The sequence below is a fragment of the Nitrospira sp. T9 genome (genome assembly GCF_052156535.1).
GTDB lineage: Bacteria > Nitrospirota > Nitrospiria > Nitrospirales > UBA8639 > Nitrospira_E.
On the sequence record NZ_JBQKUP010000028.1, the window covers coordinates 41,604 to 56,374 of the forward strand.

Below are 14,771 nucleotides of genomic sequence, written 5' to 3' on the forward strand. Positions count from 1 at the left end.
GTAGAACACCTTGAAGGTCATTCCATCGTTCTTGCATTGAAACTGTTCCACCTGTTCCACGCCCTTGATAATCAAAGAGTGGTAAGGCCGCCGTGAAAAAGACTATCAGGGTCGTAGGTACGGCGGAGAGCCTGAAGCCGTTGCCAGTTCGCAGGCGCAAATGACCGTTCGGCACGCCTCGGTTCCGTGACAATGTCCGACTCCCCCACGTAATGCCCCACGGCAAACCGGTTCAGTTCCGCAATTGTCTTACGATGCCAGTCGGCATTCACATCGTCATCCTCCTGTTGTTCCCATATCGCATAACAGAGAAGTAACGTCTTGGCTGTCATCGAGAAGGCCGCGTCGGGTCGTACAGCCGCACGCCCCCCCACTCCGGTAGAAAATGCACACAGCGCGAGTGACTTCGGTGAGGGTGCCTGCAGAAAGGCATCGCGCACGGTCGCCAGTTGTTGCTCCGGTGGGGAGTTTGACCAAACCGTATCAGCCAAACAGCGATGGTGCTCCGGCCAGAACCGGCCGCCCAAGTCAAGCAAGGCCTCCATTGTGGCGGTCTGGTTCACGTCCTTTCCCAGGCATTCAGAGATAACGGGGCAGGTCTCCAGAAGACTCAGTGTACCGACGGCTTCATCGTGTGTATCGAAGAACCCGGTCGCGCTCAGAATACAAATAAAGCCGTTGCTGGACCGACAGTGCTCGTCGAAAGCGGGTGGCGCCTGCGCGCAGAAAATCGCCAGCTCTACTTCTCGCGGCAACTGTCCGGCAATACCCGCTGCCCATGCGCCAACTTCTCCAATGCGTTCCAACGGGTAAAAATAGGTGCTGGTCGTGATGGCACGCGGCATCGGATACAGCTTGAGAAGATATTGTGTGACGACGCCAAAGAAGCCGGGCCCCGCCCCGCGGATCGCCCAGAGCAGGTCGGCATGCTGTTCCTGATTGGCAACGACGAGACTACCATCAGCCAGCACGACATTGGCCGCCTCGACACTAAAGCAGGCCGGCCCCCATGTGTTCCAGTTCCAGCCTAGCCCGCCATTCAGCAGATAGCCGCTCAAGGGAACCGACTGGCAATGCCCGACAGGAAAGGCGAGCCCGTGCGGAGCCAACTGTTGGTTGAGTGCCTGCCCGGTGACCGCCGGCTGAACCACCGCCGTGCGAGTCTGATGATCAATCGAAATTCGTTTAAGCCGTCCGAGATCGATTAACAGGCTCCCGTTACAGAGCGGGAAGCCCACCCAACTATGCCCCCCGCCACGCACGGCAATGTTCATGTTCTGCCTGCGGGCAAACCGGACGGCCTCAATGACATCCTGCTCACTCGCCACTTGGACGACCACCTGCGGATAACGCATCGGCATCAATTGATTCCAAATGAGCGAGCGCCTGAGGTCTTCGTATCCGGCGTCGGTTGCCACCGTCACTTTGCCCTCAATACGGCTCTGCAGCGCTTCCACATCCATTTTGACATTCTACCCTCTTCGAAGGCCGGCAGGCAGCCGGCAGAACAAATTGGTTTATCCGGTAAAAGGTGGTCTTAAACAGCCTATGCTCTTCAGGGGCAGTCTTTCTGTTTTGATCAATCATCCGCCATCAGACAGAACAACAACCCTTTTTGAGTCAGCGTTCCACGGCCGGAGAAGTGTAATGAATGAAGGGGTTGGGGATGATTTTGCTAAAGCGGGCGATGTTGCGTGCCCGACCCCAGCGTCACATGAAGCATACGACTTGGTGCATGTACCTTGGCGGTGTGCCAGACGCCTCGCGGAACCACCATGGCCCCTGAACCCCGGATTTCTATAATACGCGTGCCCTTCTCCTGTTCAAGCAACATATCGATGTCGCCGGAAAGCAGATAGACAAACTCGTCACCGTTGGGGTGCATCTCCCAGTTCAACCAATCCGAGGTCGTCTCAAACTCCGAGATGAGCCAGCTATGGCCATAGCGCTCGAGATCAGACTCGGGCAACGCCCAGAAGGCTTCGCCACCCGGCAGTCGGGTCGCGGTTCCTTCCGGCCCGAGATGAATATATGTCTGCTGTGGGTTCAATTCCATGCGGATGTTCTCCCCGGTTATGTGAAGTGCCTGCCAACCAATGTTCGTATTCAGGAAAATCAGAACTCCTGCAACAACCTTCCCCCACCCACCAACGGCCCTTCGAACCCGTTTTCCCGGAGCGCATACCAGAAAGTCACCGCGTTAATCCCCAGGATAGGAATCCCTAGCACCGGTTCCAATTTCTCCGTCACGTTGATCAAGCTCATGTTCGTTCCACACTGAATAACGGCATCCAAGGCATGTTCCTCAGTTGCCAACAATTCCAGAATGGCCTTTTCCTTGGCCGAGTCCGGAACATGCGCGATATGCAGCGCGTTCGCGCAGGAGAATCCCACGCTCGACACCACCTCGTATCCCAGGTCTTCGAACATGTGTGTCGCAGACTCATTCCCTTTCTTGTCGAACGGCGTCAGGAGGCCGATCCGCTTCGCGCCAAACTTTCCCAGCGCCGCGTGAACGGCATCATGCCAGGTGGCCCAGGACAGGCCGGAGTATTCTTCAATCTCCTCCATCGGGCCTCGAATGGCTTCGATGCTGCCAATGATATGCTCCAGGCTCATGCCCATGATCATGTATTGGGGCTCCGCTAACAGCGCCACGTCCACCGCTGCCCGGAGTCCGCCCAGGAACTGCTTCTTATACGCCCGCAAATCTTCTTCCGTTTCCAATCTCGGTCTCGGCGTCATGACGGTGGCCGTATGAAGGCCGACCCCACGTAACCCGTCCGGCCCCTGGTTCTGAAAAATGATGCTCCACAGTTCGTGCTCCATACTGGTATTGGTGGCGGGAATGATCAGCCCGAACTTTCTTCTGAAACTCCTCACATCGGGATATCCGATGGACGAATCGATCTCGTCCAAGTTCTCCGCTTTGGTGCCATTGTGAATCACGCCGGGAGGTGCCAGAGAAGGCATCGGCGGGACATTCACATCGGGAATGGTGATTGATTTCCCGGACAGTTTGCCAATGATTGTCTGGTCGCCGCGAGGATTGGGGTTCGGTTGGTCGGGCATAGGGTCATCCTTCATTCATGTATAAGAGTTCATAATAGACAACCTCTCATGGGCTTTAGAATACAAGGTAGGATCCGTTCTCAGCAAAAACCCTTTATTCTTGTCCAATAGTTTCCGCTCTGTCTGGAAGTGCCGGGTTTCGGCCCGGCAGCCGACCCACTTTTGTTTCGGCAAAAGTGGGCAAAACCAGTGACGCCCCGTCCGGCCTCATTGGATTGATCGGACGCGAAACAGGGAGACGGGCTAACTCGCAGGGCTCAAACAAGCCCGTCAAGGATAAAAGCGTCCGATCAGGGGGCCGACCGGCAGGCGTCGGTTTAATGGGAGACCGGGAATTCCATATGACTAAGGTGACCTAGCACCACGTTGCCGAAAAGACAGGATTACTTGGGAAACTATGTGGAATCATTCTAATTAGGAGATGCCGGGTGTCGGCCCGGCAGCCGAAGTCCTTTTGTTTCGGCAAAAGGACCCAAAACCATGGACGCCCCGTCCGGCCTCATGGGATTGCTCGGCCGCGCAGAGATGGGAGAGGGGCTAACTCGCGAGGCTCAAACAAGCCCGTCAAGAACAAGAGCGTCCGATCAGGGGGCCGAACGGCAGGCCTCGGACAAGGGAAAAAAAAGCGTGCCGTCTCGCCTCCTTGCCAACCAAAATCAATTTTAAGGGTTTTTGCCAGTACCCAATCCCTTCATCCTGTCCTAAAAATTGAAGGAGTTAATTAATTAATTACTCTGACAGGGAATGTGGAACGATTTATAAAATGCATGCAGGCAAAGAAATTCTGTTCGGTGATGTGAGAGAAGGAGCTGACGAGGTGAAATCGCCCTCGAACACTCTTATTATCACCGGCAGCAGCGGTCTGATCGGCAGTTCCTTCATTGATCGCGTGGGGGAGAGCTACTGGGAAATGGGCTTTGATCGGGAAGGCCCGCCTCATCCTCCTCCTAGCACCGAGCAAGTTATCGCCTGCGACCTCAGTTCTGATGAGAGCGTTAGCGCCGCGCTTAACGAAGTGCGTCAGCTCGGATGCACACACATCGCCTCGGTCATTCATCTTGCCGCCTATTACAGTTTTTCCGGAAATCCCAGTCCGCTTTATGAACAGGTTACCGTACGGGGCACCGAGCGGCTGTTGCGTGGATTGCGTGACTTTGAAATCGAACAGTTTATATTTTCCAGCACGATGCTTGTGCATGCACCATGCGAACCCGGTGAATCCATCAATGAAGATTCCCCCCTCGGACCGAAATGGGATTACCCGAAGTCAAAGGTAAAGACGGAGCAACTCATTTTGCGGGAACGAGGCGACGTGCCGGTGGTGTTCCTGCGTATCGCCGGTGTGTATGACGACCACTGCCATTCGATCCCCATCACGCATCAGATCAAGCGTATCTATGAAAAGAAGATGGTCGCCCGTGTGTTTCCCGGCGACATCACGCACGGACAATCCTTCGTGCATCTTGACGACCTCATCGACGCCCTGGTGCGGGTCGTCGAACGTCGCAAGTCACTTCCGGCAGTTACTACGCTGCTCATCGGCGAGCCGGAAACGATGAGCTACGACGAACTCCAGCGCACGATCAGCCGTCAGCTACACAACAAGGACTGGAAGACCTATCGTATTCCCAGGGCGGTCGCCAAGTTCGGGGCCTGGCTTCAGGGCTTGTTGCCCGGCCCAGGTCCGTTCATCAAGCCATGGATGATCGATTTGGCAGATGACCATTACGCGCTCGATATCAGGCGCGCCCGCAAGCTTCTCGGCTGGAAACCGCAACATTCCCTGCGCGAGACATTGCCCAAGATGACCGCTGCGCTGAAGGCCGACCCGGCCGGCTGGTATAGGGAAAACAAGCTGAAGGCGAAAACAACTTCACCGGATCGGCCGACGTGGCCGCATGTGGCCAACATGTTTCTCGGTCTGTGGCTGATTGGTTCTGCGCCCGCCCTCGGCATGATGACACCCGCGCTATTCTGGAGCGATCTGGCGAGTGGGGCGGCAGTGATTCTCTTTAGCTCCTTCGCGTTTCGTCATGCCTGGGCAGCCTGGGCCGGGTGTGCGGTCGGTCTTTGGGTGATGAGCGCCCCGCTGCTGTTTTGGGCGACGAATGCCGCAGTTTACAATAACGACTTGATTACCGGTGCACTAATAGTCACCTTTTCCGTCATCATTCCCCGGCTCGGGCTTTCCTCCCCTACCCGCAACTCAAAAACAGGGAACGTTGAGCGAGAAAACGATTCCGGAACCGAATTGTCCGGTTCAGGTATTCCCCCGGGCTGGAGTTATTCTCCTTCCGGGTGGGAGCAACGATTGGGAATCGTGTTTCTGGCGATGGTCGGATTTTTTCTCTCGCGGTATTTGGCGGCCTTTCAACTCGGTCATATCCCGCATCCGTGGGATCCATTTTTTGGCAATGGCACGAGGCAGGTGCTCACCTCGGACATCTCAAAAATGTTTCCGGTGTCGGACGCGGGACTAGGCGCGTTCTCGTATCTGCTCGACGCTCTGGCCGGTTTGATTGGGGGACGTCGGCGCTGGCGTACCATGCCATGGATGGTGTTGCTGTTCGGATTGTTTATTATTCCGCCGGGCGTGACCAGCATTGTGCTCGTGATTCTCCAGCCGGTCAGCATTGGCGCCTGGTGTACACTTTGTCTGGTGGCGGCCGTCGTGATGCTCCTGATGGTACCGCCGGCGTTAGATGAAGTGATTGCCACCAGTCAATTTCTTCTCCACACGCGGAAGGAAGGTGGGAACGTCTGGCGGGCCTTGTGGTTAGGGGAAGGCCACGCGGAGGAAGAACCGGAGTCCTCACAAAGGCGCTCATCTCTCAAGGAAATCATCCACGGCATTGAAGTATTCTCCGCCCCATGGAACCTTTTGCTGAGCGCACTCGCGGGCATGTGGCTCATGGCCATGCCTTCGGTGCTCGGACTGAGCGGGGCGGCGGCGGACAGTACCCACATCGTGGGCGCGCTGGTCGTGACCGTAGCCGTGGTGGCGTTCGCCGAACCGGCGCGCTTGGTGCGGTATTTCAACGTGCTGTGCGGCGTGTGGCTCATCCTCGCGCCGTGGCTTGTGGCAGGCGGCACGTCAGCCTGGCCGTGGAGCAGTGTCGCCAGTGGACTTGCGCTTATGGCCTTGAGTTTTCCCCGCGGCCCGGTTGAAGATCGATATGCCGGCTGGCAGCGATTGATCCGTTGAGGAGACAATGAATCAACGAACGAGATTGGTTTGGTTTCGGTTGGTCGGTGCTAAGGTCATCATTTATCTATAAGTAAACTTATGCAATGAACAATGTTTCGTCGGATTTTGCCGGGTTTCGGCCCGGTAGCCGAGGTCCTTTTGTTTCGGCAAAAGGACCCAAAACCATGGACGCCCCGTCCGGTCTCATTAGATTGATCGGCCGCAAAGCAGGGAGACGGGCTAACTCGCAGGGCTCAGACAAGCCCGCCAAGAATAAGAGCGTCCGATCATGGGGCCGGCCGGCAGGCGTCGGATTAGGGGAACAACCTCAGACTTCAACCCTTGGTAATAGCTATGGTCTTAAGAGGGCGACTCTTGTCTTGAAGATTCCCCGCCTTTGTAAGGCGGGGTTAGGGGAGGTAGAGTTTTCCCCTTCACACAAGAAACAATGAGCCGGGAAAAGGACCATGACCGTTTTTTGGTCATACCTGTCGTCTTGGTGTCAGCGTAATGTTCTGTGTTGCCGGGTGTCGGCCCGGCAGCCGAGCCACTTTGGTTTCGGGCAAAGTGGCCAAACCCAGTGACGCCCCGTCCGGCCTCATTGGATTGATCGAACGCGAAGCAGGGAGACGGGCTACCTCGCGGGGCTCGAACAAGCCCGTCAGGAACAAGAGCGTTCGATCAGGGGGCCGGACGGCAGGCGACGGTTAGGGAAAGGGATAAAAATGAAGAAGGAAGAATTCATAGCCACCGAACATCCATCGGGGATGTATGGGTCCGAATTGTTCGAACATCTCTTTGAGATATTCAAGATACTGGCTCATATAGATTGCTGGAAGTCTTTTAGTATGACGCACACTCTACGATTGTGGCGGGCGAAGATCATTTCCAGCCTCGCCGAACTCAATCGGCATCCGCCACCCCCTCCGATCGCGGGTTAGGTTTCTTCCCCTGCGGATGAAGAACGTTTAATGAGGTCCACACATTCGCGTCGAAGCACAGGCACGTCTGTCACAACGATGGCCCAAACCAGAGCGTCATCCACAGTAGAATACTCGTGAGTCAGTTGATTGCGAAAATCGACAATCCGGCGGGACCGCGTGATCGCGCTAAAAGTCGAGGGCGCAATGCGGGCAAGCGCTGCCATCGCTTCACCCATTATGATGAATTCCCGTTCGACCGATGAGCGAATAAGACGATTATCCTGGTATGCCGTCAAATCTAGGTTCCGCACTGCGCTCTCGATTGCGTCGCAGGCTTCAAGAATGTCGGCCAGGTAGGCTCGCCCGTCACGAGGCATAGAGCAACTGCTTGGTCCGTTCGATGTCGCGAGAGATGTATGGATTCTTTACCGCCCCGACCATGACCAGATCGATTTCCCGATCCAACAACGCGCTGAGTTCGGCGCGAAGGTCGAAGTACGCATCGACTCGCGCATACAGTTCCATAGGTCCGAACTCGACGAGCAGATCCACATCACTCTTCTCCAGCTTAAAATCTTCGCGAACCGCCGAGCCGAACGCGTCAAGTCGGGCAACGCCGTAACGCCCGCATATTTCCGCTATTGCTTCGCGTTTAGTCTCTAGTAGTCTAATCACGGTAACGTCTGTCTCACTTTAGTCATTGTACCCGCAAAGCCGACGGTGAAGATAATAGCATCAGATCTCAACAAATCTCAAAAAGCGGCCACCCCTAGCTCGAGCTAACAGATTCTACGGCTGGGTGGCGCGGGGCCGGAGGCACCTTGGGTCCAGCGACGAATTTAGCCAACACGGAAGACGGAGGAGCAGCTCCAAGTTTACTGTCAAATAATTTCCGCTTTTCAGGGGCATAATTATACTAACTGGACGGTTTGAAAGGTATGGGATAGATGGCGGGTTTCGGCCCTGCAGCCGAGATCCTTTTGTTTCGGCAAAAGGACCCAAAACCATGGACGCCCCGTCCGGCCTCATTGGATTGATCGGACGCGAAGCAGGGAGACAGGCTAACTCGCGGGGCCCGAACAAGCCCGTCAGGAACAAGAGCGTCCGATCAGGGAGCCGACCGGCAGGCGTCGGACAGCGAAAGGGAGGAAACATATAGTGGAAAGAGAGGTTTTTCCCACAGAGCCTGAATTGGTCGGAATTGCTCGAACACTTCCTGGAGATATTCCTTACTCGCTTAGGAATGTCCTGAGTTATGAGCTGGAGTATTGAAGGATTCGGGCGATTAAACTTTGATTGTGGATCTGTCTTTCCTCATCTGGATCGTCCACCGATTCAATCGATTCGATGGAACGAACGTAGGCATCGGGAAACCGTAAATGCCTGGCACCCAGAATAATCAGTTCCTTATACCAATGAAAAGGCTTTAGGCTATTCTGAATGTACGATGGCTGAGCCAGGTATGTCAGGCAGGAGTACGCTTGCCCATGGAATTCTACCGTGAGTTGGCTATCATGATAACCATTCCCCTCGAAACGGTCGAGGATAGGTTTATGGGTTGAATCAATTTGATAAATGGCCCCATACACTCCATCCGATTCGTCTCCCGTGCGGGCCAGGCTGCACTTACTCGACCCATCCTGCCCTCTTTTCTGAAAAGTCAGTCGATAGTGTCTCAACTCAACCACATCAAGCAATTCGGCAGACGGCACGCGTTCCCGTAACCGGACAGGGTGGAGGTTCGAACCATAGGCCAAATAATAGAGCAAACTCTCACTCATCCTTTATTTGAATTTCGTAGAAGCAAGCGTCTTCTAAACCACACTACGATTCAAAAATCCCTGTCGGCTTCCCGTCTATACTGAGCTGATTCTTCTTTTGCCAATACTCCGAGATCCCTTCCTCACCCTTCTTCTCAGCCCACGTTGAAAGCACACGACGGTCCTCAACATAGTTCAAAAAAGGCACGGCATACCTGCAGGAGGTTTGTACTAACTCAATAGACACCAAAAAGTATTGTCGGGTCCCTATCGTGGAAGGCAACTGAGTCGAAAACTCCGCCCAACGAGCATCCCTCGGATGAAAGACCTTCGCCGTCCCATAGACGCGAAGAATTCGCGGCGGCCCTTCAAAGGCACACCACATCATGGTTATTCGGTTGAATTCGGCCAGATGGGCTGCCGTTTCGTTCCCGCTCCCGGTCAAGTTCATCCAGAGTATCTCGCGAGAGTTAAGCACACGTAGCGAATCCTGCCCCTTCGGGGAGAGATTGATTCTCCCGTCGGGGGCAGCCGTGGCCACAAAAAATACTTTTTGGGCGCCGATAAATCGGCTTAACTCATCACTCAGCTCTGGAAATTGAACAGCCACGATTACGCTCCATTGATGTTAGTTGCTCACACCGCTGCCCATTTCTCAGATCATACCTAAATAGGGCACAGAGGCTAAGGATTTCTACAGCGTAGCCTAACGATAATTTCCCTGACTGTAAAATTTTGAATTTGATGCCGGGTCTCGGCCCGGAAGCCGAGGTCCTTTTGTTTCGGCAAAAGGACCCAAAACCATTGACGCCCAGTTCGGCCACATCAGATTGATCGGACGCGAGGAAGGGGAGACGGGCTAACTCGCCAGGCTCAAACAAGCCCGTCAAGATAAAGAGCGTCCGATCAGAGGGCCGCACGGCAGGCGTCGACCAGAGAAAGAGAAGGAAGTGGAATTTAATTGGGATGCTTGCAAGCCAGCCGTGGAAGATCCTGTATCCCCGAAACATTCATGCCCCAATGGAGCCACTGCGGTCTCCTAAGACTCAATTTTTGATGTCTAGCCAACCTAACGGCATTAGTCCTTCTAAATCGCAACTGTCTGACGCGCCCTTAATCATTTCATCATCCTGTTTCCAAAAGCTAACATAATAGCCATTGGGACGATTAGATTCATACTCGAACCAGTGCTCTGTGCGCCACCTTCGGCGATCCCTGCCTAATGCAGATTCATAGATAAGGCATAGTGCAGCACGGTAGACCTCTTCGCCTTGACGAATTGGCATAAGGTCTCCACTTAATTCAAAAGTAAAAATGTGGTTGGTATTCCCTGGTGGAAGGAGGATTGTCTGTGCCTTAGAAGTCTCAGTTCCAGAAATTCCGTTTAACCAAGTCATTCCTCGATTCTGAATTATCCGAAGTGGGTCCTCAGAAGAGTTCTTCACGATGGCCACAATTTTGCCAGGAGCTTCTGCATCATTAAAAGAAACACGCAGTAATGGACGGTGTTCATCAATCAGGCGTTGAAGATTATTACGGTCTTTTTCTAACTCTTGAAGAGTACCCTTAAGGTGGCGCGTTTGTAACAGTTCTTTATTTAGCTGAGATTGTGTTGCTTCAAAGTCTTTCTGCTGTCGTGAAATTTCGACGCGAAACTTTGCATTTTCTTCCCGCTCATTTTCAAGTTTTACTTGAAGGTTTTGGATCTCAACCTGGTGGCGCTCCAAAAGAAGCTCCATCTGATGCCTAAGGTGAGATAATGATTGTTCGTAGAGTGTCTTGTGTTCTTCAAGGCTGCTACTTCCGAGCATCTGGCCGTACTGTATGAGTAAAAATATCCCGCCAAAAATGCCAGCTGCTGTAAGGAAATATGCTATCGCTCTCTTGAATAAACCTTTCTTCCTCGTTCCCTCGCTCCCCATATATTTCATTGTCCGCAAGCAATGATTATATTGATCCGTATAAGAACCGGAACTGAAAATTTCTGTCCATATTACACGCAGTCAATTTTATGAACAAAACGCCATATTCGTTGCCATTTTAAGTTGAATGGGTCGGAATTGCTTGAGCTCTTCTTTGAGATATTCCACACAATCGGTCATCGGGAATACTCATGTGATTTTTGTAGGACTTACACCAGCGTCCAGGCGCTACCTACTGGCACCCAAACCTAAATTTCCATGAAACGCTTTGTTGGCGAACTCAATACAAAGTATTCTGCACCATATTTTCCCATATCTCTTCCCGCTGTAATTTGCTCCCTTGAAAGATCACAGTGCCGAAAGTGTCGTCGATGAGCCGACGCCCATTTTCGTACACGTGTACATGTATCCCTTTCTCTTGTGGCCTACCTGCGGTCCATAAGACGGCAGGCGTGGATGCCCAGAGCTCAAATCTGATCCCAGCGTATTCGTCTAAGTTAAGTGACCTTTCTGGGGCTATATAGGTATTGCTATTACTGAACTGATCATTCAAAGGTTTTAATGGAGTCGATACAATTGGCTTTGAACTCCAAATGCTGTCGTTTCCGCAGTTGCCGCAGAAGTGCTTTGTATGCGGTTTATTCGCAAAATCACCTAAATCCAAATGTGGATAGCCACACTTTTTACAAGTAACGCACGACATTTCGCGCCCCTCTTCAAGAGACCTGACAAATTCAAAGGCCGCTGGAGGTGTGACTTGGATTTTGGTAATTTCTGGGTTTTCAAATAAGCCCAAGTCTTGATTGTAAGAGCAGACAATGGCATCGAAGTCCCTGTCTAGCACCTTTCTTTCCTTTCCACTAAATCTCTTGTGAACATGTATTTTCGGCGCCCTTTGTTCAATCGATTCGCTTGATAAACCTGGAGGAAGGGAGCACCAGATGCCGATCTCCTCGAAATCCTTAAACTCTATTTCCAGTGGATTAATAACATAGCTCATCTTTGTAAGATGATTGCTGCAATTTACCTCCCCTGATTCGGACGCTGCCGCGTAATCAGCTTTTATGCCCCAATGAATTTGGTGGGTTTTGCAGTACCATCTACTGGCACCATTTCGAAACTTTCCAGCTGGAATAATTTGGCAGGGCAATATTGCATCATTGCCAGAGGTACCCTCGAAGTTACCGAAGGCTTCCTCTGAACTAACCGCAATATTTCCGATGGTCCTACCAGGTGCCCAACAGACTGCATCGGCAGCACTATAATCATCGTGAGAGAACTCAATATCTTCTTCATCACCAACCTTACGTAGGTAATCCTTTCTCGCCATGCCAGTGCCTTTGTTCGACCACTCGCATTCCCAGACTTCAACTTTCCTAGTTTCTTGGTTAATTTTTCTTGAGTAGAACATGTTCTCTAGACAGCCTATTCAGGTGACAAATGGCTTAACCCCTAAGTTAACCTGCGGACCTTTTGGAATGGCAAACTTGAGGAGCCAGGACCGTCGGGTTAAACGTCTGATTGAGCCTCTGAAGATTCACTCCGCATTTGCCTCTGATTGATTGGTCCAATCACAGACGCCACAGCTTACGTAATAGTCTCCGTCAGGTTGTATGGAAATGTCGAAATGGGTTCTGACCTTTCGTGACTTACAGATTGGGCATTCATCCGTCTTATCAGTGCGTGCTCTCTCAAGAATCTGCACGACATGTCCAATGACCGTCTGGCATGCATTAATTGCGATCGAAGAGGCCGTCCTGTTTGCATTTCGGTCGTGGGTCAGCCACCCAACCAATTGCCACGTGTCCTTTGCTGTATTTTTCAGATGCTGACGCAGCTCCTTATTGCTGCTGCCTCCACAGAGGTGATTCATCAGGACCTCTATCCATCCAATGAAGTTTGCCGCTTGCGGTTCCTCGATTTTTCCGGGCAGATCCGTCCGTCGTCGCACGGCCACTACAAGCGAAATAAGCGCTTCGCGAAGCGACATCCCCACTGACTGGAAGTCTTCTGGCTCGATCGCGCCATCATTCTTACTCTCAGCCTGCTCTACGCGTCTGAAGACCTCATCAAATGGACTTGGATCATCTGCATCCACCCGACCAGAGCGATTCCGTAGCCGCGCCATCAAACCGATGTGAAACGATAGGGTGTAGTCGAGGCTCGGGAAGTGCTGCTGAGAGTAAAGATTGGTCAGATTGGTCAAGACCCACCAACGGCTCTTGTCGGTGGCTACGTCCCAGATCTCATAGGCCTCACCCAAAACAATCTCTTGCTTGATCCTCTCGACGTGCTGAACTGTCTCGTCTTTCGCCTGTCCGTGCACGTAGGCGGCTATGTCCATTTCTGAATGCGGGTCACCATCGACGCTGTAGCGACTGAGCTCCCCAGCAGGGACCGGGTGGGTATGAACGATGCACCCATCAGCTAACAGTGCCTTTTCTCCTTCATTGCTCATCTCATGCTCTCAAGGTGCCCAACAGTGATTAGGGGGATACGCATAACTCCAACTTCTTGAATGCGTTCAAAGCTCATTCACCGGACTGCAGATTCATCCAATAGCCCTTCTTAACCTCCAAACCAGAAACATAGTTTAATAATTCTTGAATTTTGTCAAGGAAAGGTTTGTGTCTCTTCCAGATTTATTCGAGATTGAAACAAAACGCTTCCATCCACCTGTTCCCTTTTTTAAGCTCCAAGACCGTCGTTCGGCTGGACACAGATTCTTCGCCGGTGGCTCAGAATGTCAATTCAGGTGAGAACTCCGACGCCTGCCGCCCGTCCCCATGATCGGACGCTCTTGCTCTCGACGGGCTTGTTTGAGCCCTGCGAGTTAGCCCGTCTTCCTGCTTCGCGTCCGATCAATCTAATGAGGGCGGGGCGTCACTGGTTTTGGCCACTTTTGCCGAAACAAAAGGACCTCGGCTGCCGGGCCGAAACCCCGGCATTCCTGAAATCTGCTAGGACACGAGAGAAAGTTGGTACCTTCACATTTGCATGTCATCCCAACGTCGGTTTTTGACTGCAAAAAACCAAGATGGATTCCCGCTAACAACCGGCGGGAATGACGAATTAAAGAGAGATTCCTACCTGGAAACGCAGATGTGAATACTAAAGGGTGGGCTGAAATTCCAATGAGGCAACGAGGCGACGGTTAACTTTTTTGGGTGAGTTGTTGGAAAGAAATTCCCTCAGCCAGGCAGAAGTGGTTTTGGGGTTATTGCCCAAACTAAAGGCGATGAGACTATGAATACTGAAATAGCTGGTTAAGAGGGTTTCCAGTTTCTCTCACCGTGGACAACTCCAGTGATCCACACATCCTTGTCCTCAACTCGATACATAATGCGATAAACTCCATAAAGTATTTCTCTGGAAGATTTGTCACCTATTTCTGGAATGATACGTCCCGAGAGAGGAAAATTTTGCAACTGATCAGTTGATTCGATAATCCTAGAAACAAAAAGGGCGGCTCTATCGACAGAATCTTTCGCGATATACTCCGCAAGCGCATCTATGTCATTCAAAGCAGATGGAGACCATATTACTTGACCCATTTTTGCAGTCTCTGTTTGGCTGTTTCATGGGGAACCCCTTTACCTTCCCGGATTTCACGCTCACCATGTTCAAATTTGGTTTTCACGTAAAGGGCATGGATAATGTCATCCATTGTGGCTTCATCAGGCAATGCGTCAATGACTTGTTTGGCAATATCTTTGACAGCCATTTCATTCCTCCTTTTTTATAGGAATAGATGTAGATTCCATGTAAGGAAAGGTAGGACAGAGTATAGGCCATGTCAACTAATGCCATACTACCTAAAAACCATAGGTGGTCTGTGCCCAGATTCTTCGCAAAACTCAGAATACAATTCAGTTGAGATCTCCGACGCCTGCCGCCCGTCCCATGA

14 protein-coding genes are annotated in these 14,771 nt (G+C 52.2%); 2 read left to right on the forward strand and 12 right to left on the reverse strand.

The features are described 5' to 3' along the window. Positions 1-71 precede the first annotated feature (71 nt). The 3 genes from ACTRXD_RS04535 to ACTRXD_RS04545 form a co-directional block, all read right to left on the reverse strand. Positions 72-1,463, reverse strand: coding sequence for an FAD-binding oxidoreductase (locus ACTRXD_RS04535; protein ID WP_442430654.1), 1,392 nt, complete (start codon positions 1,461-1,463; stop codon positions 72-74). Between the two features lie 212 nt (positions 1,464-1,675). After that, positions 1,676-2,056 (reverse strand): cupin, encoded by a 381-nt coding sequence (locus tag ACTRXD_RS04540; RefSeq protein ID WP_442430655.1) that lies wholly within the window; start codon positions 2,054-2,056, stop codon positions 1,676-1,678. Positions 2,057-2,115: 59 nt separating this feature from the next. Further along, positions 2,116-3,072, reverse strand: coding sequence for a maleate cis-trans isomerase family protein (locus tag ACTRXD_RS04545; protein ID WP_442430656.1), 957 nt, complete (start codon positions 3,070-3,072; stop codon positions 2,116-2,118). Between the two features lie 480 nt (positions 3,073-3,552). On the opposite strand from ACTRXD_RS04545, the gene ACTRXD_RS04550 reads away from it, so the two are divergent. Further along, positions 3,553-3,738 (forward strand): hypothetical protein, encoded by a 186-nt coding sequence (locus tag ACTRXD_RS04550; protein WP_442430657.1) that lies wholly within the window; start codon positions 3,553-3,555, stop codon positions 3,736-3,738. 97 nt (positions 3,739-3,835) lie between these two features. Continuing rightward, the gene (locus ACTRXD_RS04555; protein WP_442430658.1) at positions 3,836-6,277 is read left to right on the forward strand and encodes a vitamin K epoxide reductase family protein; all 2,442 of its coding nucleotides are present in this window, start codon (positions 3,836-3,838) and stop codon (positions 6,275-6,277) included. Positions 6,278-7,196: 919 nt separating this feature from the next. Here ACTRXD_RS04555 and ACTRXD_RS04560 read toward each other — a convergent pair. From ACTRXD_RS04560 to ACTRXD_RS04600, 9 genes are all read right to left on the reverse strand, one after another. Next, a complete protein-coding gene (locus tag ACTRXD_RS04560; RefSeq protein ID WP_442430659.1) occupies positions 7,197-7,559 on the reverse strand; it encodes a HepT-like ribonuclease domain-containing protein in 363 nt (120 codons plus the stop codon). Continuing rightward, entirely contained in the window at positions 7,549-7,857 is a 309-nt protein-coding gene (locus ACTRXD_RS04565; RefSeq protein WP_442430660.1) for a nucleotidyltransferase family protein, read from the reverse strand. Before ACTRXD_RS04565 ends, ACTRXD_RS04560 begins: the two co-directional genes overlap by 11 nt. A gap of 578 nt (positions 7,858-8,435) precedes the next feature. Then, on the reverse strand, positions 8,436-8,963 hold the full coding sequence (locus tag ACTRXD_RS04570) for a gamma-glutamylcyclotransferase family protein (RefSeq protein WP_442430661.1): 528 nt from the start codon (positions 8,961-8,963) through the stop codon (positions 8,436-8,438). A 43-nt stretch (positions 8,964-9,006) separates the two neighbouring features. Further along, positions 9,007-9,552, reverse strand: coding sequence for a pyridoxamine 5'-phosphate oxidase family protein (locus ACTRXD_RS04575; RefSeq protein WP_442430662.1), 546 nt, complete (start codon positions 9,550-9,552; stop codon positions 9,007-9,009). 436 nt (positions 9,553-9,988) lie between these two features. Further along, positions 9,989-10,873 carry a hypothetical protein gene (locus tag ACTRXD_RS04580; protein ID WP_442430663.1) on the reverse strand — a complete coding sequence of 295 codons (885 nt, stop codon included), beginning with the start codon at positions 10,871-10,873 and terminating at the stop codon, positions 9,989-9,991. Positions 10,874-11,144: 271 nt separating this feature from the next. After that, positions 11,145-12,194 (reverse strand): hypothetical protein, encoded by a 1,050-nt coding sequence (locus ACTRXD_RS04585; protein WP_442430664.1) that lies wholly within the window; start codon positions 12,192-12,194, stop codon positions 11,145-11,147. A 207-nt stretch (positions 12,195-12,401) separates the two neighbouring features. After that, entirely contained in the window at positions 12,402-13,322 is a 921-nt protein-coding gene (locus ACTRXD_RS04590; protein WP_442430665.1) for a gamma-glutamylcyclotransferase, read from the reverse strand. 808 nt (positions 13,323-14,130) lie between these two features. Then, positions 14,131-14,418, reverse strand: a complete 288-nt coding sequence (locus ACTRXD_RS04595) for a type II toxin-antitoxin system RelE/ParE family toxin (RefSeq protein WP_442430666.1) — start codon at positions 14,416-14,418, stop codon at positions 14,131-14,133. Then, positions 14,406-14,588 (reverse strand): hypothetical protein, encoded by a 183-nt coding sequence (locus ACTRXD_RS04600; RefSeq protein ID WP_442430667.1) that lies wholly within the window; start codon positions 14,586-14,588, stop codon positions 14,406-14,408. Before ACTRXD_RS04600 ends, ACTRXD_RS04595 begins: the two co-directional genes overlap by 13 nt. Positions 14,589-14,771: the final 183 nt, after the last annotated feature.

Excerpts from the sequence above, each read along its gene's own strand:
- ACTRXD_RS04595 (WP_442430666.1), bottom strand. The coding sequence starts at position 14,418 with ATGGGTCAAGTAATATGGTCTCCATCTGCTTTGAATGACATAGATGCG.
- ACTRXD_RS04555 (WP_442430658.1), top strand. The coding sequence starts at position 3,836 with ATGCATGCAGGCAAAGAAATTCTGTTCGGTGATGTGAGAGAAGGAGCT.
- ACTRXD_RS04545 (WP_442430656.1), bottom strand. The coding sequence starts at position 3,072 with ATGCCCGACCAACCGAACCCCAATCCTCGCGGCGACCAGACAATCATT.
- ACTRXD_RS04540 (WP_442430655.1), bottom strand. The coding sequence starts at position 2,056 with ATGGAATTGAACCCACAGCAGACATATATTCATCTCGGGCCGGAAGGA.
- ACTRXD_RS04590 (WP_442430665.1), bottom strand. The coding sequence starts at position 13,322 with ATGAGCAATGAAGGAGAAAAGGCACTGTTAGCTGATGGGTGCATCGTT.
- ACTRXD_RS04550 (WP_442430657.1), top strand. The coding sequence starts at position 3,553 with ATGGACGCCCCGTCCGGCCTCATGGGATTGCTCGGCCGCGCAGAGATG.
- ACTRXD_RS04585 (WP_442430664.1), bottom strand. The coding sequence starts at position 12,194 with ATGGCGAGAAAGGATTACCTACGTAAGGTTGGTGATGAAGAAGATATT.
- ACTRXD_RS04535 (WP_442430654.1), bottom strand. The coding sequence starts at position 1,463 with ATGGATGTGGAAGCGCTGCAGAGCCGTATTGAGGGCAAAGTGACGGTG.
- ACTRXD_RS04600 (WP_442430667.1), bottom strand. The coding sequence starts at position 14,588 with ATGGCTGTCAAAGATATTGCCAAACAAGTCATTGACGCATTGCCTGAT.
- ACTRXD_RS04580 (WP_442430663.1), bottom strand. The coding sequence starts at position 10,873 with ATGAAATATATGGGGAGCGAGGGAACGAGGAAGAAAGGTTTATTCAAG.
- ACTRXD_RS04570 (WP_442430661.1), bottom strand. The coding sequence starts at position 8,963 with ATGAGTGAGAGTTTGCTCTATTATTTGGCCTATGGTTCGAACCTCCAC.
- ACTRXD_RS04560 (WP_442430659.1), bottom strand. The coding sequence starts at position 7,559 with ATGCCTCGTGACGGGCGAGCCTACCTGGCCGACATTCTTGAAGCCTGC.